The sequence below is a fragment of the Allobosea sp. NPDC003192 genome, assembly GCF_050275675.1.
In the GTDB taxonomy this organism is placed as follows: domain Bacteria; phylum Pseudomonadota; class Alphaproteobacteria; order Rhizobiales; family Beijerinckiaceae; genus Allobosea.
On record NZ_JBNNPK010000003.1, the window covers coordinates 180,935 to 198,492 of the forward strand.

Annotated in this window: 21 protein-coding genes; 11 read left to right on the plus strand and 10 right to left on the minus strand. The window is 66.9% G+C overall.

Annotation, left to right across the window (positions count from 1 at the left end; translation table 11 throughout):
• Positions 1-48 precede the first annotated feature (48 nt).
• The 3 genes from ACQKLX_RS06025 to ACQKLX_RS06035 are packed head-to-tail and all read left to right on the plus strand — an operon-like array spanning position 49 to position 3,400.
• Positions 49-1,941 (plus strand): ABC transporter permease, encoded by a 1,893-nt coding sequence (locus ACQKLX_RS06025; protein ID WP_427360387.1) that lies wholly within the window; start codon positions 49-51, stop codon positions 1,939-1,941.
• Complete coding sequence (locus ACQKLX_RS06030; RefSeq protein WP_427360389.1) at positions 1,938-2,699, plus strand: ABC transporter ATP-binding protein; 762 nt, start codon at positions 1,938-1,940, stop codon at positions 2,697-2,699. Before ACQKLX_RS06025 ends, ACQKLX_RS06030 begins: the two co-directional genes overlap by 4 nt.
• Positions 2,696-3,400: an ABC transporter ATP-binding protein gene (locus tag ACQKLX_RS06035; protein WP_210208523.1), complete on the plus strand. Its 705-nt coding sequence runs from the start codon at positions 2,696-2,698 to the stop codon at positions 3,398-3,400. The genes ACQKLX_RS06030 and ACQKLX_RS06035 overlap by 4 nt, the downstream gene beginning before the upstream one ends.
• A 74-nt stretch (positions 3,401-3,474) precedes the next feature.
• Here ACQKLX_RS06035 and ACQKLX_RS06040 read toward each other — a convergent pair whose 3' ends face one another.
• The 5 genes from ACQKLX_RS06040 to ACQKLX_RS06060 are packed head-to-tail and all read right to left on the minus strand — an operon-like array spanning position 3,475 to position 6,534.
• Positions 3,475-4,272: a MetQ/NlpA family ABC transporter substrate-binding protein gene (locus ACQKLX_RS06040; protein ID WP_427360391.1), complete on the minus strand. Its 798-nt coding sequence runs from the start codon at positions 4,270-4,272 to the stop codon at positions 3,475-3,477.
• Positions 4,273-4,315: 43 nt separating this feature from the next.
• Complete coding sequence (locus ACQKLX_RS06045; RefSeq protein WP_427360393.1) at positions 4,316-4,981, minus strand: methionine ABC transporter permease; 666 nt, start codon at positions 4,979-4,981, stop codon at positions 4,316-4,318.
• Positions 4,971-6,080 (minus strand): methionine ABC transporter ATP-binding protein, encoded by a 1,110-nt coding sequence (locus ACQKLX_RS06050; protein WP_427360395.1) that lies wholly within the window; start codon positions 6,078-6,080, stop codon positions 4,971-4,973. The genes ACQKLX_RS06045 and ACQKLX_RS06050 overlap by 11 nt, the downstream gene beginning before the upstream one ends.
• 7 nt (positions 6,081-6,087) lie before the next feature.
• Entirely contained in the window at positions 6,088-6,282 is a 195-nt protein-coding gene (locus ACQKLX_RS06055; protein WP_427360397.1) for a hypothetical protein, read from the minus strand.
• A 12-nt stretch (positions 6,283-6,294) separates the two neighbouring features.
• Complete coding sequence (locus tag ACQKLX_RS06060) at positions 6,295-6,534, minus strand: hypothetical protein (RefSeq protein ID WP_427360399.1); 240 nt, start codon at positions 6,532-6,534, stop codon at positions 6,295-6,297.
• A 467-nt stretch (positions 6,535-7,001) separates the two neighbouring features.
• Here ACQKLX_RS06060 and ACQKLX_RS06065 point away from each other — a divergent pair, with 467 nt between their 5' ends.
• Positions 7,002-7,718 carry a hypothetical protein gene (locus ACQKLX_RS06065; protein ID WP_427360401.1) on the plus strand — a complete coding sequence of 239 codons (717 nt, stop codon included), beginning with the start codon at positions 7,002-7,004 and terminating at the stop codon, positions 7,716-7,718.
• 3 nt (positions 7,719-7,721) lie between these two features.
• Here ACQKLX_RS06065 and ACQKLX_RS06070 read toward each other — a convergent pair whose 3' ends face one another.
• Positions 7,722-7,937: a hypothetical protein gene (locus ACQKLX_RS06070; RefSeq protein WP_427360402.1), complete on the minus strand. Its 216-nt coding sequence runs from the start codon at positions 7,935-7,937 to the stop codon at positions 7,722-7,724.
• 121 nt (positions 7,938-8,058) lie between these two features.
• On the opposite strand from ACQKLX_RS06070, the gene ACQKLX_RS06075 reads away from it, so the two are divergent.
• Positions 8,059-8,445 (plus strand): SpoIIAA family protein, encoded by a 387-nt coding sequence (locus ACQKLX_RS06075; RefSeq protein WP_427360404.1) that lies wholly within the window; start codon positions 8,059-8,061, stop codon positions 8,443-8,445.
• Between the two features lie 3 nt (positions 8,446-8,448).
• Here ACQKLX_RS06075 and ACQKLX_RS06080 read toward each other — a convergent pair whose 3' ends face one another.
• Entirely contained in the window at positions 8,449-8,871 is a 423-nt protein-coding gene (locus ACQKLX_RS06080; RefSeq protein ID WP_427360406.1) for a DUF2267 domain-containing protein, read from the minus strand.
• Between the two features lie 125 nt (positions 8,872-8,996).
• On the opposite strand from ACQKLX_RS06080, the gene ACQKLX_RS06085 reads away from it, so the two are divergent.
• A complete protein-coding gene (locus tag ACQKLX_RS06085) occupies positions 8,997-9,299 on the plus strand; it encodes a hypothetical protein (protein ID WP_427360408.1) in 303 nt (100 codons plus the stop codon).
• A 262-nt stretch (positions 9,300-9,561) separates the two neighbouring features.
• Here ACQKLX_RS06085 and ACQKLX_RS06090 read toward each other — a convergent pair whose 3' ends face one another.
• The 3 genes from ACQKLX_RS06090 to ACQKLX_RS06100 are packed head-to-tail and all read right to left on the minus strand — an operon-like array spanning position 9,562 to position 12,826.
• On the minus strand, positions 9,562-10,185 hold the full coding sequence (locus ACQKLX_RS06090; RefSeq protein WP_427360410.1) for an Isoquinoline 1-oxidoreductase subunit: 624 nt from the start codon (positions 10,183-10,185) through the stop codon (positions 9,562-9,564).
• Entirely contained in the window at positions 10,185-12,362 is a 2,178-nt protein-coding gene (locus tag ACQKLX_RS06095; protein ID WP_427360412.1) for a xanthine dehydrogenase family protein molybdopterin-binding subunit, read from the minus strand. The genes ACQKLX_RS06090 and ACQKLX_RS06095 overlap by 1 nt, the downstream gene beginning before the upstream one ends.
• A gap of 2 nt (positions 12,363-12,364) precedes the next feature.
• Complete coding sequence (locus ACQKLX_RS06100) at positions 12,365-12,826, minus strand: (2Fe-2S)-binding protein (protein ID WP_427360414.1); 462 nt, start codon at positions 12,824-12,826, stop codon at positions 12,365-12,367.
• 196 nt (positions 12,827-13,022) lie between these two features.
• Here ACQKLX_RS06100 and ACQKLX_RS06105 point away from each other — a divergent pair, with 196 nt between their 5' ends.
• The 5 genes from ACQKLX_RS06105 (at position 13,023) to ACQKLX_RS06125 (ending at position 17,548) form a co-directional block, all read left to right on the plus strand.
• The gene (locus ACQKLX_RS06105; protein ID WP_427360416.1) at positions 13,023-13,658 is read left to right on the plus strand and encodes a TetR/AcrR family transcriptional regulator; all 636 of its coding nucleotides are present in this window, start codon (positions 13,023-13,025) and stop codon (positions 13,656-13,658) included.
• Positions 13,659-13,818: 160 nt separating this feature from the next.
• A complete protein-coding gene (locus tag ACQKLX_RS06110) occupies positions 13,819-14,583 on the plus strand; it encodes an ABC transporter ATP-binding protein (protein ID WP_427360417.1) in 765 nt (254 codons plus the stop codon).
• Positions 14,573-15,316: an ABC transporter ATP-binding protein gene (locus ACQKLX_RS06115; RefSeq protein ID WP_427360419.1), complete on the plus strand. Its 744-nt coding sequence runs from the start codon at positions 14,573-14,575 to the stop codon at positions 15,314-15,316. The genes ACQKLX_RS06110 and ACQKLX_RS06115 overlap by 11 nt, the downstream gene beginning before the upstream one ends.
• Before the next feature lie 57 nt (positions 15,317-15,373).
• Entirely contained in the window at positions 15,374-16,576 is a 1,203-nt protein-coding gene (locus tag ACQKLX_RS06120) for an ABC transporter substrate-binding protein (protein ID WP_427360421.1), read from the plus strand.
• A gap of 84 nt (positions 16,577-16,660) precedes the next feature.
• Positions 16,661-17,548, plus strand: a complete 888-nt coding sequence (locus tag ACQKLX_RS06125; protein ID WP_427360423.1) for a branched-chain amino acid ABC transporter permease — start codon at positions 16,661-16,663, stop codon at positions 17,546-17,548.
• Positions 17,549-17,558: the final 10 nt, after the last annotated feature.

Genomic DNA, 17,558 nt, shown 5'->3' on the forward strand with positions numbered 1-17,558 from the left:
CCGCGGGAGGATTGCGCCCCTTTTTCGGTTGTTTCGACGGGACCTCGCATGATCGACCTGATCTTCGCGCAGACGCTCAACGGCCTGGCCTCGGCCTCGTCGCTCTTCCTCGTCGCCTGCGGGCTGTCGATCATCTTCGGCGTGACGCGGATCGTGAACTTCGCGCATGGCTCCTTCTATATGCTCGGCGCCTATCTCGCCTTCACGCTGGTGTCCCGCTTCGGCCCAGCCGATGCGCTCGGCTTCTGGGGTGGCGTGCTGCTGGCAGCGCTGATCGTCGCGGTGCTCGGCGCCCTCGTCGAGATCGTGATCCTGCGCCGGATCTACCAGGCGCCGGAGCTGTTTCAGCTGCTCGCCACCTTCGGCTTGGTGCTGATGGTGCAGGACATCGCGCTCGGCATCTGGGGGCCGGAAGACAAGCTCGGCCCGCGCGCGCCCGGCTTCAAGAGCTTCGTCGTGCTGATGGGCAGCCGCTTCCCGAGCTATGAGCTCTTCCTGATCGTGGTCGGGCCGATCATGCTCGGCCTGCTCTGGTTCCTGTTCCAGAAGACGCGCTGGGGCACTTTGGTGCGCGCCGCGACGCAGGACCGCGAGATGGTCGGCGCGCTCGGCGTCAACCAGCGCCTGCTCTTCACCTCGGTCTTCGCTTTCGGCGCCGGCCTTGCCGCGCTCGGCGGCGCGCTGCAGCTCCCGCGCGAGGCGGTGAACCTGCACATGGACCTCTCGATGATCTCGGAAGCCTTCGTCGTCGTGGTCGTCGGCGGGCTCGGCAGCGTCACCGGCGCCTATCTCGCGGCCGTGCTGATCGGCATCATCCACGCCTTCGGCATCCTGATCTTCCCGAAGATCACGCTGGTGCTGGTCTTCCTGGTGATGGCCGTCGTCCTCGTGATCAAGCCCTACGGCCTGATGGGCAAGCGCCCGGTCGGCAGCGCCCATGCCCATGGCCCGGTCGAGCCGCTGCTCCTGCCCGCCAGCCACAACGTCAAGCTGATCGGCCTCGCCGCGCTCGCCGTGCTGCTGGTCGCGCCCTTTGTCGTCGCCGACCACTGGCTGCTGACGCTGACCGAGCTCTCGATCTTTGCGCTGTTTGCAGCGTCCTTGCACTTCATGATGGGCCCGGGCGGCATGGCCTCCTTCGGCCACGCCGCCTATTTCGGCCTCGGCGCCTATGGCGCGGCGCTCGCTGTGAAATGGTTGGGCATGCCGATGCTGCCGGCGCTGGCCTTCGCGCCCTTCCTCGCCGGTATCGCCGGCTTCGTCTTCGGCTGGTTCTGCGTCCGGCTCTCCGGCGTCTACCTGGCCATGCTGACGCTCGCCTTCGCCCAGATCGCCTGGGCGACCGCCTTCCAATGGGTCGATCTCACCGGCGGCGACAACGGCATCCTCGGTGTCTGGCCGGCGGCCTGGGCGGCTCCGAAGCTGGTCTACTATTATCTCGCGCTGGCGGTCTGCGTCGCCGCGATCCTTGTCCTGCGCATCGTCGTCTTCGCGCCCTTCGGCTATGCCTTGCGGGCCGGGCGCGACAGCCCGCTGCGGGCCGAGGCGATCGGCCTGCCGGTGATGCGCATCCAGTGGATCGCCTTCATCATCGCCGCGTTTGCGGCCGGCATCGCCGGCGCCCTCTTCGCCTTCTTCAAGGGCTCGGTCTTCCCGACCTATATGGCGATCCCGCGCTCGGTCGACGGCCTGCTGATGGTGCTGCTCGGTGGCGTCCAGACCGTGTCGGGCCCGATCGTCGGCGCCTTCGCCTTCATGGGCCTGCAGGAGCAATTGATGAAGGCGACGATGTACTGGCGCTTCGTCATGGGCGCCTCGATCGTCCTGCTCGTCATCCTGTTCCCGCGCGGACTCGTCGGGACGGCGCTCGCTTTGTCGGAACGGCGCCGCGAGGCCGAGCCCGCTCCGCCCGTCACCGCTACGCCGGAGCCCGCCCGATGAGCCCGGTCCTCGAAGTCCGCAATCTCGGCAAGTCCTTCGGCGGCGTGCGCGCCGTCGACGATGTCAGCTTCGAGGTCGAGGCCGGCAAGCTCTTGGCGCTGATCGGCCCCAACGGCGCCGGCAAGACGACCTGCTTCAACATGCTGAACGGCCAGCTCCCGTCCGACCGCGGCGAGGTCATCTTCGACGGCAGGACGATCACCGGGCTGAAGCCGCGCGAGGTCTGGCGGCTCGGGGTCGGGCGCACCTTCCAGATCACCGCGACCTTCGCCTCGATGAGCGTGCGCGAGAACGTGCAGATGGCGCTGATCTCGCATGCCGGCGAGACCTGGACGCTGTTCGGGCGGGCCAAGGACCGCCATGTCGCCGAGGCCGACGCCTTGCTGAAGCAGGTCGGCATGCTCGACCAGGCCGAGCGCGCTTGCGGCGTCCTCGCCTATGGCGACCTGAAACGGGTCGAGCTCGCGGTCGCGATCGCCAACAAGCCCAAGCTCCTGCTGATGGACGAACCGACCGCCGGCATGGCCCCGCGCGAGCGCATCGCGCTGATGGCGCTGACCGCCGAGATCGCCCGGGAGCGCGGCATCGCCGTGCTGTTCACCGAGCACGACATGGACGTGGTCTTCGCCCATTCCGACGCGATCCTGGTGCTCGACCGCGGCAAGCTGATCGCCAAGGGCCGGGCCGAGGAAGTCCGCAACGATCCGGCCGTGCGCGCGGTCTATCTTGGCTCCGGCGCGACCTCGGGAGGCCACTGATGCTCGAGATCGAAGGGCTCAATGCCTATTACGGCCGCGCCCATATCCTGCACGGCGTCGGATTCTCGATGGGGCGCGGCGAGGTGCTGGCCCTGATGGGCCGCAACGGCGCCGGCAAGTCGACGACGATGAAGGCGGTGATGGGGCTGGTGCCGCCGCAGGCCGGCCGCGTCACTTTCGAGGGGCACACCATCGTCGGGCGCGAGCCCTTCGAGATCGCCCGCCTCGGCATCGGCTATGTCCCGGAGGAGCGCCGCGTCTTCTCCGAGCTCAGCGTGATGGAGAACCTCTCCGTCGCGCAGCGGCCGAAGCGCGAGGGCGCGCCGCACTGGACTCCGGAGCGGCTGTTCCAGCTATTCCCCAATCTCGGCCGCATGCGCGACCGGCCGGGCGGGGCGATGTCCGGCGGCGAGCAGCAGATGCTGACCATCGCCCGCACATTGATGGGCAATCCCAAGCTCGTCCTGCTCGACGAGCCCTCCGAAGGCCTCGCGCCGGTGATCGTCGAGGAGATGGCCAAGACCATCCTGGCGCTGAAGGGCGAAGGGCTCTCGGTGCTGATCTCCGAGCAGAACCTGCACTTCGCCGGCTCGGTCGCCGACCGCGCCACCATCATCGAGAAGGGCCTGATCCGCTTCACCGGTACGATGGACGAGCTCAAGGCGGATGAGGCGGTCAGGGCGCAGTATCTGTCGGTCTGACAAACGAAAAACCCCGGAAGCTTGCGCTTCCGGGGCAGGTGCCCGGCCGTGACCACGGCCCGGGGGGAGGAGCCTTACCAGCCGGCGAGGACTGAGCCCTTGAAGCGCTCGGCGACGAAGGCCTTGATCTCGGGGGTGTGATAGGAGGCGAGCAGCGCCTTGACCCAGGGCTTGTCCTTGTCGGCCTCGCGCACGGCGATCAGGTTGACATAGGGGCCCTTGGGATCCTCGCGCAGGATCGCAGAGGTCGGCTCGATCTTGGCGTCGACGGCGTAGTTGGTGTTGATTGCGGCAGCGGCGACGTCGGCGAGCGAGCGCGGCGTCTGGGCGGCCTCGATCTCGATGATCTTCAGCTTCTTCGGGTTGCTGACGATGTCAGCGACGCTCGGCTTGAAGCCGACGCCGTCCTTGAGCTTGATCGCGCCCTTGTCCTGCAGCAGCAGCAGCGAGCGGCCGCCATTGGTCGGGTCGTTCTGGATCGCGACGGTGGCGCCGTCCGGCACCTCGGCCCAGCTCTTGTACTTCGAGGAGTAGATGCCGAGCGGGAAGTTCACGGTCAGACCGACGCTGACCAGCTTGAAGCCGCGATCCTTCACCTGGTTGTCGAGATAGGGCTGGTTCTGGAAGGAATTCGCCTCGAGCTCGCCGGCCGCCAGCGCCTGGTTCGGCACGACATAGTCGGAGAACTCGATGATCTTGAGGTCGAGGCCGTTCTTGGCTGCGATCGGCTTCACCTTCTCGAGGATCTCGGCATGCGGGCCGGGCGAGGCGCCGATGCGGACGACCTGGTTCTGCTGGGCGAGCGCCGGGGCGGCGAGGACGAACGAAGCGGCAAGACCGAGCGCGAGGCGACGGCTGAGAAGGGTGGACATGGTAGCTCCTTGGTGAACTGAACGGGCTGGAAGCGGAAGGGGGTCAGGCGTGACGCAGGCGCTTGTTGAGGCGGCGCGAGAGGCGGTCGCCGACGCTCTGCACGGTCTGGACGAGGACGATCAGCACGGCGACGACGATCGCCATCACATCCGGCATGAAACGCTGATAGCCATAGCGGATGCCGAGATCGCCGAGCCCGCCGCCGCCGACCGCGCCGACCATGGCCGAGAAGCCGAGCAGGCTGACCAGCGCCAGCGTCAGGCCGAGCACGATCGCCGGCAACGCCTCGGGCACCAGCACCTTCCGCACGATCTGCAGCGGGGTCGCGCCCATCGAGCGGGCCGCCTCGACCAAGCCCTGATCGACCTCGCGGATGGCGCCTTCGATCAGGCGGGCGATGAACGGCGTCGCCGCCACGGTCAGCGGCACGGTCGCGGCAAAGGTGCCGATCGAGGTGCCGGCGATCAGCCGAGTGAAGGGGATGATCGCGACGACCAGGATGATGAAGGGTGTCGAGCGCGTCGCATTGACCAGCGCGCCGAGCACCGCATTGACCGCGGGCGCGGCGAAGAGCTCGCCCTTCCTGCTGGTGGCGAGGAAGACGCCGAGCGGCAGGCCGAGCGCGGTGCCGAGGCCGGCGGCGATCGCGACCATCAGCAGCGTGTCGCCGGTCGCCTCGATGATCAGACGGATGAGTTCAGGAGACATGGCCGACCAGCTCCGCCTTGAGACCGAGGGATTTCAGCGCGCCGAAGACGGCGGCAAGTTCGGGCTCGCTCGCCGGCACCGAGACCAGCAGGCTGCCGAAGGGCTTGTCGCCGATCGCGTCGATGCGGCCGGCGAGGATGTTGACGTCGACGCCGATGACGGCGCTGAGGCGGCTGATCACCGGCGTCGTCGCGTTCTCGCCGGTGAAGGCGATGCGCAGCACGGCGCTGTCGCCGGCGAGTGCCTTTTTATGGATGCGGCCAGAGAGATAGTCGGGTACCTCGACGCCGGTCACCGCCTCGACGAAACTCGCCGTGGTCGGATGGCGCGGCCTTGTCATCACCTCGAAGGTCTCGCCCTCCTCGACGATATGGCCCCCCTCGATCACCGCGACGCGGTCGCAGATTTCCTTGATCACCGGGATCTCGTGGGTGATCAGCAGGATGGTGATGCCGAGCTCGCGGTTGACCTGCTTGAGCAGGGCCAGGATCGCGCGTGTCGTCTCGGGATCGAGCGCCGAGGTCGCCTCGTCGCAGAGCAGCACCTTCGGCTCGGTGGCGAGCGCCCGGGCGATGCCGACGCGCTGCTTCTGGCCGCCTGAGAGCTCGGCCGGAAAACGCTCGCGCTTGTCGGAGAGGCCGACCAGATCGAGCAGGCGGCTGACCTGCGCCTCGATCTTCGCCCTGGGCACACCGGCGATCTCCAGCGGCAGGGCGACATTGTCGAACACCGTGCGCGAGGACAGCAGGTTGAAGTGCTGGAAGACCATGCCGGTGGCGCGGCGACGCTCGCGCCAGCCGGCCTCGGTCAGGTTGGTGACGTCCTCGCCCTCGATCAGGATGCGGCCGGAGGTGGCGCGCTCCAGCCCGTTGACCAGGCGGATCAGGGTCGACTTGCCGGCGCCGGAGCGGCCGATCACGCCGACGATGCTGCCACGCGGCACGACGAGGTCGATGCCGGCGAGTGCCATCACCGGCTCTTGGCCGTCGCGGCTGGCGAAGGTCTTGCCGACGGCTTCGAAGCGAATGATCGCGTCAAGCGGTGGCGTTGGAAGCAGGGCCTCGACGCGAAAGGCGTCTGGCTTCACGGGGGCGTTCATCATGACCTCAGAAATGCGTGTGGCACGACCAGTGCGCAATGCCCAATTGCTCGAGCGTCACCTCGCGGATCGAGCGGCGGCGCTCTTCGGCGCCAAGATCGGCAAAAGAACGCTCCTGCCAGCGCGGCTCGCCGAGTTCGGCGGGCACGGCCCGCTCGAACCAGGCGGCGAGCGCCGCGCGCAACTGCTCGAACAGCGTCACCGGCGCGCTCCTTTAGGCCGCCAGCCGCAGGCCGGGACGCGAGCGGACGAGCTGGCGTGCCGCCAACTCGGCGGCGACTGGCGTGGCGAAGCGCTGGCCTTCGAGCCGGTCGAACGCCGCAGACGCAGAGATGAAGGTGTAGAAGCGCTCATCGGCGCCACGGGCGACGAGACCGGCCTGCGTCTCGCCGATCTCGATGACATAGGCCTGGCGGGCCGGCGGATTGGAAACGATCTGGGACTGGAACGACATGACGATCTTCGCCGCATTGCGGCGCCCTGTATTGCGGTGATGTCGGGATTGATGCCGGGGAAACGGCGTCAGCGCTGGATCAGCGGCGACAACAGCACATCATCGAACGAATGAATTCGACAGGGCGGAGAACGGAGCCGGTCATGTTCATCTCCTCAAGCTGGGGAGCCCACGACCACGTCGTGGCGCTTTAGCGTTTGGTGACGCGGCGCAAGCTGCTCGCTCAAATCTCCGCGGCCATCGGTGACCCGACGACACCAGCAATCTAGGAAATGCTGTTCTGCATGTCAATCCAAACGTTCTTTTAAAGGTACGATCGGATCGGGAAGGGGTTTTTGCGGATGGCCCGGAGAAGGAAATTTTCTTTTCCGGCGCAGCCCATTCCTCCCCCGGCGTAGAACAGTTTGCCATTCTGGCTTCGCCCGGCCGACCTGCTATCGTCCGCATCGACTCACCGCGGGGATGGGATGAACGACAGGACGGACAGCGCCAGCATCGTGGATGGGCGGATGACAGTGCCGGGCGTCGCCGGTGCCTTCGTCCAGGATGCCGCCAAGCCGCTCGCCTTCACGGCCGACGGGTTGGTTGCAGTTGTCGGACACGATTGGCGCGACGGCGTGCTGCACGATGCCACCAGGATCGAGGGCCATGCCCGGCCGGATGGCGCGCACCTCGCCCGGATCGGCCAGCTCGAGCCGGCGCAGGACCTGTCGTTGACCATCCGTTCCTTTCCCGGCGAGAGCGCGCCATTGCTGCGGCTCAGCTTTGCCGCCGGGGCACAGGGCGATCTCGACGATCGCCTCGCCGCCGACCTCTTCCTGCCGCAACCGCTGTTCGCCGGCCTGCGGCAGGACCTTGCCGAGGGCCGCGCCGGCAGCCTCTCCTTCGCCGCGACCACCAATCTCTGGTTGCGCGAGGGCAGCCCGGACGACGAGCCGCCGGTGTTCCATCTCGCTCCGGAGGCCGATGGCCGCCCGGCACAGGCGCATGGACGGGTGCAGAGCATCAGCTGGCGACCAGCCGATATCGCCGACGACCCGGCCTTCCTTGCGGTCGGGCAGCCGGATCAGGATGTCGAAGAGCCGGAAGATCCGGTCGCCGAACAGCTCCGGCGGATCAACTGGAGCCTGAAGCAGGTCCTGATCATCCTCGTCTTCCTGATGCTGATCATCGCGTTGAAATAGGGCTTATTCGCCCTGCGAGCGCTGGTTGCCCTGTGTCTCGTAGACCTGCTCGTTCTCGATCCATTTGCCGTCGAGGCCGCGGCCGCGGTTGAGCTGCGTCTTGTCGCGGTTCGAGAACACCTTGTGATCCTGCAGGGAAGTCGGCCGTGTGCTCGTCGCGCCGGTGCCGTCGCCCTTGCCCTTGATGCTCGGACCGAGCTTACCGCCAGCATTGGCCATCATCGTCTCCTTTGCGTGCGTTGAGCCCCCTCCTGTTGCCAACGCTTCGCTTCGAAGATGGTTCGCCTGCGAACTTCGCGCGCACGCCTGCGTTGTTCCCAGCAGACGCCAGGAGCCCGCCATGCTCGACATCCTTCCCGCCGCCGACCATGTCGCGGCCTTCCGCATCACCGGCACGCTCGACGAGCCCGATTTCGACAGGCTGATCGCCGAGATCGAGGCCAAGCTCGAACGCCACGAGAAGCTCGGCATCCTCGCCGACCTCACCGGCTTCGAGGACATGACCTTCCGCGCCGGCCTCAAGGATGCGCGCTACGGCTTCGGCAAGATCCTGCAATGGCATCGCTTCCCGCGCGAGGCCGTGGTCACCGACAAGGGCTGGATCGAGACGCTGGTCGCGATCACGAGCCCGCTCGTGCCTTTCGTCGAGGTCAGGAGCTTCAAGCCGGCGGAGTTCGACGCGGCGCTGGCATGGGCAAGCGAGATCGAAGGCGGGCCGAACGCCTGACGCTTAGGGCACAGCCCAGAAATCCCGAGCCTCCGTCGGCAGCGTTTCCAGCAGGCGCTCGAAGCCGCGCCGGTCGACGTTTCGCCAGAGCGCGGCGGCGACATCGGCGATGCCGCTCTCCGGCAGGATGCTGTGATCGCCGCGAAAAGCCATCGCCTCCCGCGCCAGCTCGGCCCGCGACGCAAAGGGTTTCGGCTCCACGCTCGGATCCCAGTCGAGCAGGACCATCGCGCCGAGCAGCGGTGGCAGCGCCTGGGCGAAGGCGATCACCTGCGGCACGGTCAGGCGCGCCCGGAAGGTGACGATGACAGCGAACACCGACTGCCAGGTCTGGTGCGTGGTCGCATGGCTAAGCTGGTCGCGGGCATCGAGCAGGAAGCGTTCGAGGTCGCGCGAGGCGTGGACGAAGTCGGGCGGCACGGTCATGGCGGCATCCTAGCCACTCGGCGACACCGCCGGAACACCGCGAAGATGAACGGCAGCGAACAATTCCGTTCAGGCGGAGTTCCAGACAGGTCCGCTCTTATCGCGGCAACCGAAAGGAGATGCCCATGCGACACCTTCTCATCGCCGCTACGATCGCGCTCGGCGCTGCCGTGACCCCGGCGGCCGCAAGCGAGAGTTTCAGCGCCGCCGCCGCGCTCGACAAGGTCGAGGCCACCTATGTCCGCCACAACCGCGAGCACCGGATGTGGGAGATCCAGCGCAATCTGGAGCGCCAGCAGCGCTACGGCTATCGCGATCGCGGCTATGACCGCGGCTATGGCTATGGTTATGGCCGCAGGCATGGCGGCCCGCCGCCTTGGGCCCCGGCTCATGGCCGCCGCCATCACGACCGCTACGACCGCTTCTGAGCGGCCGTACCCCGCGCCCTTCGCCTCCCTGTCCCCCCAAGGCGAAGGGCGCGGGAATTTCTACAGCGTCTCCGTTGGGGAACCATCGCAAAGCGGCTGGGCTGCGTTCCCCCTTTGATTCGGGGTATTTGCGATGATCCTGAAGCTTTCCGGCTGCGCGACGAAACCGACCTTGGTTGGATGGGCTTTCGGCCGATCTTCCCGTCGAGGCGCGGTGCCGCAGGCCGGATACAGCCTTTCGGATGGCTTCCCTCGGCGTTCGCTACCCCGCCGGGCACGCAGCTCCGCTATCGGCCCAGGCCTGCATCAACTCGCCGAACTGCGCATTCGTCCCCGGTGCCGGCTGGCGGCCCTTGCCGGGGTTCCAGCCCCAGAGCACCAGCGTGTCCGATGTGACATGCTTGACGATCGCCGCGAGGTCGCGGCTGCCATTGCGGTTCTGGTCCTTGAGCTGCTCGCAGATCTGGCCGAGCGTCTTGCCCTCCCAGGCCATCGAGGCCGGGGCCAGCGCCCAGTGGCCGTCGCCGGGGATTCCGGCCGGGTCGAAGTTCTGCTTGCCATGGCAGGTGGTGCAGGCGAGGCCGGGCGCGCCATGCCCGTCCTTGCCGCGCACCACCATGGGCTGGTGCAGCCGCCTGGCATCGCTCTGGCGCGGCCGTTCCGTCGCCGGGTGGCAGTTCATGCAGCGCGGATGCTGCAGCACCTTGCCGATCTCGGTGAACAGCGCGACCGAGCGGTCGCGCTGATTGGCGATGTTGGCGAAGCTCGCCGCCGGGCGCAACGTCGCAGCCGGCTGTGACGCTGGTGCTGTCTGCGCCAGCGTCAAGGCGCTGCCGAGCAGCAAGGTGCCCGCGGCAGCCCCGATGGCAAGGGCGAGGGCGCGCATCACACCGTCCCCCCGACCATGGGCAGCGAGAGCGGCCGCTCGCGTCCCAGCCGCGCCAGCGCATTGGCGACCGCCGGCCCGATCGGCGGCACGCCCGGCTCGCCGACGCCGGTCGGCTTCTCGGCGGATGGCACGATCCTGACCTCGACCTCCGGCATCTCGTGGATGCGCAGCGAGCGATAGCTGTCGAAATTGGTCTGGACCGGCTTGCCCTGGTCGAGCGTCAATTCGCCGTAGAGGGCATGCCCCAGGCCGAAGCCGATGCCGCCCTCGATCTGGGCGCGGATAATGTCGGGATTGACGGCCACGCCGCAGTCGATCGCGCACCAGACCTTGTGAACCTTGGGCTCGCCACCCTCGCCGAGCGAGACCTCGGCGATCTGCGCCACATAGGAGCCGAAGCTCTCGACCACGCCGACGCCGCGGGCGCGACCGTTAGCGGGGCCGGGACCGTTCCATTTGGCGAGGTCCGCGACGGCCTTGAGCACGTTTGCCAGACGCGGCTCCTTGCCCATCAGGGCGAGCCGCCCGGCGACCGGGTCCTGGCCCGCCGCCTGCAGCAGCTGGTCGATGAAGCATTCGACCGCATAGCCGGTATGGGTGTGGCCGACCGAACGCCACCACAGGGTCGGCACGCCGACCTTGGTCGTGTGGACCTCGCAGCGGAAATCGGCGACCTCATAGGGGAGCTCGTTCGCGCCCTCGACCATGGTGGCGTCGATGCCGTCCTTCACCGTCATTGCCTCGAACGGCGTGCCCAAGAAGAAGGACTGGCCGACGATCGCGTTGCTCCAGGCGGTGATCTTTCCATCATTCACCGCACCGCGCATGCGATGCAGGAAGAGCGGCCGGTAATAGCCGCCGGAAAGATCGTCCTCGCGGGTCCAGACCAGCTTGACCGGCCGGTTCGGGCCGATCGCCTTGCCGACCATGGCGAGTTCCGCCGCAAGATGCTGGCTAACCTGCGCGCGCCGGCCGAAGCTGCCGCCGGCCAGCATCGTCTCAAGCTGCACCTTCTCCGGCGGCAGCTCGAGGATCGTCGCGATCGTCTGGTGCTCGGTGGTCTGGAACTGGCTGCCGAAGCGGGCCAGCGCGCCCTGCGCATTCCATTCGAGATAGCCGTCGAGCGGCTCCATCGGCGCATGCGCCAGATAGGGGAAGACATATTCCGCCTCGACCACCTTATCGGCCTTGGCGAGCACCGCCTCGGCGTCGCCATGCTTGCCGGCGAGCGTGCCTTCCGTGCGGGCGAGCTTGCGATATTCGGCGATCAGCTCGCGGCTGCCGCGCTTCTCGGCGCCGCTCTCGTCCCAGGTCACCTTCAGGGCTTCACGCCCCTTCAGCGCCGGCCACATGCCGGTGCCGTAGACGGCGACACCCGAGCCGATCTGAAGGACGTCGACGACGCCCTTGATCTTCTTCGCCTCGGTTGCGTCGAAGGAAGCGACCTTGCCGCCGAAGCGTGGCGGCCGGGCGACGACGACCGTCAGCATCTCCGGCGTGCGGATGTCGATGGTGAACTGCGTCTTGCCGGTGGATTTGCCCGGGCTGTCGAGGCGCTTGACCGCACCTTCCTTGCCGATCAGCCGGAACTGCGCAGCGTCCTTGAGCTTGACCTCGGCCGGAGCCTCGAGCTTGGAGGCGGCCGCGGCGAACTCGCCGAAGCGGCCCTGCTTGCCGGAGGCATGCTTGAGCACGCCCTTCTCGACGCTGATCTCGGCCGCCGGAACCTTCCAGGCCTCGGCAGCGGCCTGCACCAGCATGGCTCGGGCGGTGGCGCCGGCCTTGCGCATCTGCTCGTAGGAATTGGCGATCGCCGTCGAGCCGCCGGTGCCCTGCACGCCGAAGGCGAGGTTGGCGTAAAGCTTGACGTCGGCGGGGGCATGCTCGGCCCGCATCTGGCTCCAGTCGGCGTCGAGCTCCTCGGCTGCGAGCGTGGCGAGCCCGGTGAAGGGCCCCTGGCCGAACTCGATATGCTTGACCAGCACCGTGACGGTGTCGTCCTGCGCGATCCGGATGAACGCGTTCGGCGCAAAGGTCGCGTTTCCGCCTGGCCGGAAGGCCTGCGCCGCACCCGATTGCGCCCGGCCGGCCTGCGGCAGGCTCATGCCGATGACGAGCGCGCCGGCGCCCTTCAGGAGGTTGCGGCGCGAAAGGGAGATGTCGTGCGCGGTCATGGTCAGCCCTCCAGCGTGCGCGCGGCGTCGTGGATCGCGGCGCGGATGCGGACATAGGTGGCGCAGCGGCAGAGATTGCCGTTCATGGCGAGGTCGATGTCGCGGTCGGTCGGCTTGCGGATCTCCTTGAGCAGGGCGATCGCGCTCATCACCTGGCCGGACTGGCAATAGCCACATTGCGGCACGTCGTGCTTGACCCAGGCGGCCTGGACGGCGTCGGCCTCCTTGCCGGAGAGTGCCTCGATCGTGGTGATTTTCGCATCCCCGATGGCCGAGACCGGCATGGAGCAGGAGCGCAGCGGCTGGCCGTCCATATAGACGGTGCAGGCGCCGCATTGCGCGACGCCGCAGCCGAATTTGGTGCCGGTCAGGCCGAGATTGTCGCGCAGCACCCAGAGCAGCGGGGTGTCGTCGTCGACATCGACGCTGTGGCGCGTTCCGTTGATTGTGATGGTATGGGCCATGGCTGCCTCTCTGGCTCGCTGGGCATGACACAGCGCGGCACCAGGGCTGCCGGATCGAGGCTCGCTCGAAGGCCCGTTCTGACATATCAGAAGGCGGGCGGTGATCCGTCGTCTTGGGTCGCGCGACTAGACGAGTTAGACGATTTGCGTCTAATTAGAATAGTCGCCGACAGTTTGGATTCTGTCAAGACTGCAAATGAGCGACCGCAGCGAAAGTTCCGCAACGTCCGCAGAGGACGGCAAGGGCCGCATCGAGCAGATCGCGGAGGCGGCCCTGCGCCTCTTTGCCCGCTATGGCTACAAGCGCACCTCGATGGACGACATCGCGCGTGAGGCCGGGGTCGCCCGCGCCACGCTCTACCTCCATTTCAAGGGCAAGGACGACGTCTTCCGGGCCATGCTCGCGAGCCTCGGCGGGCGTGTCGAGACACGTTGCCGCGAGGCGCTGGCGACGCGGGGCCCGTTCTCGGAGAGACTGGCCGCGCTGATGGAGGCGCATCATGGCGCCGCCTACAGCGCCTTCAGCGCCGGCGAGCACCTGGGCGAGCTCAAGGCGGTGATGGTCGCGATCGCCGGAGACGAACTCGCCGCCTTCGAAATGCTCTTCGTTCGCTTCGCCGGCGACCTGTTCGAGGATGCGGCGGCGCGGGGCGAGATCGCCATTGCGCGTAGCGGCCTGTCCCTGAACAGCCTGATCACGACGATGATGCGCGCTGCTGCGGGTGCGAAATATGGCGACCAGCCGTCCTGCGAGGATTATCTCGTGCGGCTGCGCGAGATCGCGGCGGTCTTCGCGGCCGCTGTCGCGCCGGATGTGACGCGGCGGGGCTGATCCAGCGGCTTATTGGTCTTTAGGCATAGGCCTTTCGTCTAGCGGCGGGCGGTTCGCGGGTTGGTATGGGGTTTTGCGCACACCCGCGCCGTTGACATGGGCGTTATGCGCGGTGCAGCATGCCGCCCGGGAAACGAACAATGGGTAAGGTTAGCTAGGGATGTCTGAGGATACTATTCTCTCGACCTCAGGCCTCACGAAAGAATTTGCCGGCTTCACGGCGGTGAATGGTGTTGATCTAAAGGTTCGGCGTGGGTCGATCCACGCTTTGATCGGGCCGAACGGGGCGGGCAAGACGACCTGCTTCAATCTTTTGACCAAGTTCCTGCCACCGACGCGGGGGCAGATCGTCTATAACGGCCGAGACATCACGGGCGAGAGGCCGGCGGAGATCGCCAGGCTCGGCCTGGTACGGTCCTTCCAGATCTCGGCGGTGTTCCCGCAGCTCTCGGTCAAGACCAATGTCCGCGTCGCGCTGCAACGCAAGCGCGGCGACAATTTCGACTTCTGGCGGTCCGAGCGGGCGCTGTCCTCGCTCGACGCGGAGGCGTTGCGCCTGGTCGACGCGGTCGGCCTCTCGGCCTTCGCCGAGCTGCCGGCCGGTGAACTCTCCTATGGCCGCAAGCGCGCCCTGGAGATCGCGACCACGCTGGCGCTCGACCCCGAGATGCTGCTGCTCGACGAGCCGATGGCCGGCATGGGTCGCGAGGACATCGAGCGCATCGAGGCGCTGATCCGCAAGGTTTCCGCCAACCGCACCATCCTGATGGTCGAGCACAATCTCTCGGTGGTCGCCTCGCTCTGCGATCGCATCACGGTGCTCGCCCGCGGCCAGGTTCTGGCCGAGGGAGACTATGCCACCGTCTCGAAGGATCCGCGCGTGGTCGAAGCTTATATCGGATCGGGAGTCGGCCATGGTCACTGAAGCCGTGCTGGAACGCCCGGCGGTGGCCGGCGGCAAGCCGCTGCTGGCGGTGCGCGGGCTGGAAGCCTGGTATGGCGAGAGCCATGTCCTTCATGGCATCGATCTCGATGTCGGCGAAGGCGAAGTGGTGACGCTGCTCGGCCGCAACGGCGCCGGCAAGACCACGACGCTGAAGTCGATCATGGGCGTGATCGGCAAGCGCAAGGGCTCGATCACCTTTTCCGGCCAGGAGACGATTGCGCTGCCCTCGCGCGCCATCGCCCGGCTCGGCATCGGCTATGTCCCGGAGGAGCGCGGCATCTACTCGACCCTCTCGGTCGAGGAGAACCTGATGCTGCCGCCGCAGGTGAAGCCGGGTGGGCTCCCGGTCGAGCAGATCTTCACGCTCTTCCCGAACCTGAAGGAGCGGCTGAAGAGCCAGGGCACCAAGCTCTCGGGCGGCGAGCAGCAGATGCTGGCGATCGGGCGCATCCTGCGCACCGGCGCCAACCTGCTCCTGCTCGACGAGCCGACGGAAGGGCTCGCGCCTGTCATCATCGACCAGATCGGCGCCACCATCCGCATGCTGAAGCAGAAGGGCTTCACCATCGTTCTGGTCGAGCAGAACTTCCGCTTCGCCCAGACCGTCGCCGACCGCCACTACGTGGTGGAGCAGGGCAAGGTCGTCGACATGATCCAAAATGCAGAACTCGACGCCAATATCGACAAGCTCCACACCTATCTCGGAGTCTGACGCAGGGCGTCCAACAAGAACCGTTCGAATTCTTAGAGATCCCCAGGGAGACCAACCATGAAGCTCAAGACATTGCTTGCGGCTACGGCGCTCGGCGCGCTGATGGCCGCGCCGGCGCTGGCGCAGCAGATCTCGGTCAAGGCGGGCGTGCTCAACGATCGTTCCGGTATCTATGCCGACCTCTCCGGCGAGGGTTCGGTGATCGCCGCGCGGCTGGCGGTCGAGGATTTCAAGGCGGCGGAGAAGGGCATCAAGGTCGAGATCGTCTCGGCCGACCATCAGAACAAGCCCGATGTCGGCTCGACCATCACCCGGCAATGGTACGATCAGGATGGCGTCGACCTGATCCTCGACGTGCCGACCTCCTCGGTGGCGCTGGCCGTCAGCCAGATCACCAAGGACAAGAACAAGATCCTCATCAATTCCGGCGCCGGCACCTCGGACCTGACCGGCAAGGCCTGCAGCCCGAACACTGTCCACTGGACCTATGACACCTATGCGCTCGCCCAGGGCACGGGCGGCGCCATGGTGAAGGCGGGCGGCGACAGCTGGTTCTTCCTCACCGCCGACTACGCCTTCGGCCATGCACTCGAGCGCGATACCGCCGCCGTCGTCACCAAGGCCGGCGGCAAGGTGCTGGGTGCGGTGCGCACGCCTTTCCCGGGCACGGACTTCTCCTCCTTCCTGCTGCAGGCCCAGGCTTCCAAGGCCAAGGTCATCGGCCTCGCCAATGCCGGCGGCGACCTGACCAACTCGGTCAAGCAGGCGAGCGAGTTCGGCATCACCCAGGGCGGCCAGAAGCTCGCCGGCCTCCTGACCTTCGCCAGCGACGTGCATGCGCTCGGGCTGCAGGCGGCGCAGGGCCTGGTGCTGACCGAATCCTTCTATTGGGATCGTGATGACGGCACTCGCGCCTTCTCCGAGCGCTTCGCCAAGCTGAACGGCGGCAAGAAGCCGACCATGGTGCAGGCGGGCGTCTATTCCGGCCTGCTGCACTATCTGAAGGCGGTCGAGGCGACCAAGAGCAAGGACGCCGCCGTCGTCATGGCCAAGATGAAGGAGATGCCGACCGACGATCCGCTGTTCGGCAAGGGCTCGATCCGCGTCAACGGCCGCAAGATGCACTCGATGTATCTCTACGAGGTCAAGAAGCCGTCCGAGTCGAAGGGCCCGTGGGACTACTACAAGCAGATCGCCGTGCTGTCGGGCGAGGAAGCCTTCCAGCCGCTCGCCGAGACCGGCTGCTCGCTCGTCAAGTGACGACGGGCTGAAGGTAGTCCGCACGACATCTCTTTCCGGGGCCGCAACCGGCCCCGGACCAGTTTTCACGGAACGGTCGATCCGATGTTCGAACTTCTAGGCGTGCCGCCGCAGGCGCTGTTCGGCCAGGTCCTTCTCGGCCTGATCAACGGCTCGTTCTACGCGATCCTGTCGCTGGGGCTGGCGGTGATCTTCGGCCTGCTCAACATCATCAACTTCACCCATGGCGCGCAGTACATGATGGGCGCCTTCGTCGCCTGGATGTGCCTGAACTATCTCGGCATCAATTACTGGGCGGCGCTGCTGCTCGCACCGGTCGTGGTCGGCGCCACCGGCGTCGTGATCGAGCGCTTTCTGCTCAAGCGCATCGCCCATGTCGACCACCTCTACGGGCTGCTGCTGACCTTCGGCCTGGCGCTGATCATCCAAGGCCTGTTCCGCAATTATTACGGCTCCTCCGGCCTGCCTTACGGCATCCCGCCACAGCTCACCGGTGGCACGAATCTCGGCTTCATGTTCCTGCCGACCTATCGCGGCTGGGTCGTCGTCGCCTCGCTCATTGTTTGTCTCCTGACCTGGTTCATGATCGAGAAGACCAAGCTCGGCGCCTACTTGCGCGCCGCGACGGAGAACCCGACCCTGACCCAGGCCTTCGGCATCAACGTGCCGCTCCTGGTGACGCTGACCTACGGCTTCGGCGTCGCGCTCGCCGCCTTCGCCGGCGTGCTCGCCGCGCCGATCTACGCGGTCAACCCGAACATGGGCGCCGATCTGATCATCGTCGTCTTCGCCGTCGTCGTCATCGGCGGCATGGGCTCGATCATGGGCGCGATCGTCACCGGCTTCTCGCTCGGCCTGATCGAGGGCCTGACCAAGGTGTTCTACCCTGAGGCCTCATCGACCGTGATCTTCATCATCATGGTGCTGGTGCTGCTGGTGAAGCCCGCCGGCCTGTTCGGCCGCACCGCCTGAGGACGCAAGG

Bases quoted from the DNA above. Each gene is read 5' to 3' on its own strand.
- ACQKLX_RS06115 (WP_427360419.1), top strand. From the start codon at position 14,573: ATGGTCACTGAAGCCGTGCTGGAACGCCCGGCGGTGGCCGGCGGCAAG.
- ACQKLX_RS06030 (WP_427360389.1), top strand. From the start codon at position 1,938: ATGAGCCCGGTCCTCGAAGTCCGCAATCTCGGCAAGTCCTTCGGCGGC.
- ACQKLX_RS06095 (WP_427360412.1), bottom strand. From the start codon at position 12,362: ATGACCGCGCACGACATCTCCCTTTCGCGCCGCAACCTCCTGAAGGGC.
- ACQKLX_RS06060 (WP_427360399.1), bottom strand. From the start codon at position 6,534: ATGTCGTTCCAGTCCCAGATCGTTTCCAATCCGCCGGCCCGCCAGGCC.
- ACQKLX_RS06075 (WP_427360404.1), top strand. From the start codon at position 8,059: ATGCTCGACATCCTTCCCGCCGCCGACCATGTCGCGGCCTTCCGCATC.
- ACQKLX_RS06110 (WP_427360417.1), top strand. From the start codon at position 13,819: ATGTCTGAGGATACTATTCTCTCGACCTCAGGCCTCACGAAAGAATTT.
- ACQKLX_RS06080 (WP_427360406.1), bottom strand. From the start codon at position 8,871: ATGACCGTGCCGCCCGACTTCGTCCACGCCTCGCGCGACCTCGAACGC.
- ACQKLX_RS06100 (WP_427360414.1), bottom strand. From the start codon at position 12,826: ATGGCCCATACCATCACAATCAACGGAACGCGCCACAGCGTCGATGTC.
- ACQKLX_RS06125 (WP_427360423.1), top strand. From the start codon at position 16,661: ATGTTCGAACTTCTAGGCGTGCCGCCGCAGGCGCTGTTCGGCCAGGTC.
- ACQKLX_RS06065 (WP_427360401.1), top strand. From the start codon at position 7,002: ATGAACGACAGGACGGACAGCGCCAGCATCGTGGATGGGCGGATGACA.
- ACQKLX_RS06105 (WP_427360416.1), top strand. From the start codon at position 13,023: ATGAGCGACCGCAGCGAAAGTTCCGCAACGTCCGCAGAGGACGGCAAG.
- ACQKLX_RS06120 (WP_427360421.1), top strand. From the start codon at position 15,374: ATGAAGCTCAAGACATTGCTTGCGGCTACGGCGCTCGGCGCGCTGATG.
- ACQKLX_RS06045 (WP_427360393.1), bottom strand. From the start codon at position 4,981: ATGTCTCCTGAACTCATCCGTCTGATCATCGAGGCGACCGGCGACACG.
- ACQKLX_RS06050 (WP_427360395.1), bottom strand. From the start codon at position 6,080: ATGAACGCCCCCGTGAAGCCAGACGCCTTTCGCGTCGAGGCCCTGCTT.
- ACQKLX_RS06085 (WP_427360408.1), top strand. From the start codon at position 8,997: ATGCGACACCTTCTCATCGCCGCTACGATCGCGCTCGGCGCTGCCGTG.
- ACQKLX_RS06070 (WP_427360402.1), bottom strand. From the start codon at position 7,937: ATGGCCAATGCTGGCGGTAAGCTCGGTCCGAGCATCAAGGGCAAGGGC.
- ACQKLX_RS06090 (WP_427360410.1), bottom strand. From the start codon at position 10,185: ATGCGCGCCCTCGCCCTTGCCATCGGGGCTGCCGCGGGCACCTTGCTG.
- ACQKLX_RS06040 (WP_427360391.1), bottom strand. From the start codon at position 4,272: ATGTCCACCCTTCTCAGCCGTCGCCTCGCGCTCGGTCTTGCCGCTTCG.
- ACQKLX_RS06025 (WP_427360387.1), top strand. From the start codon at position 49: ATGATCGACCTGATCTTCGCGCAGACGCTCAACGGCCTGGCCTCGGCC.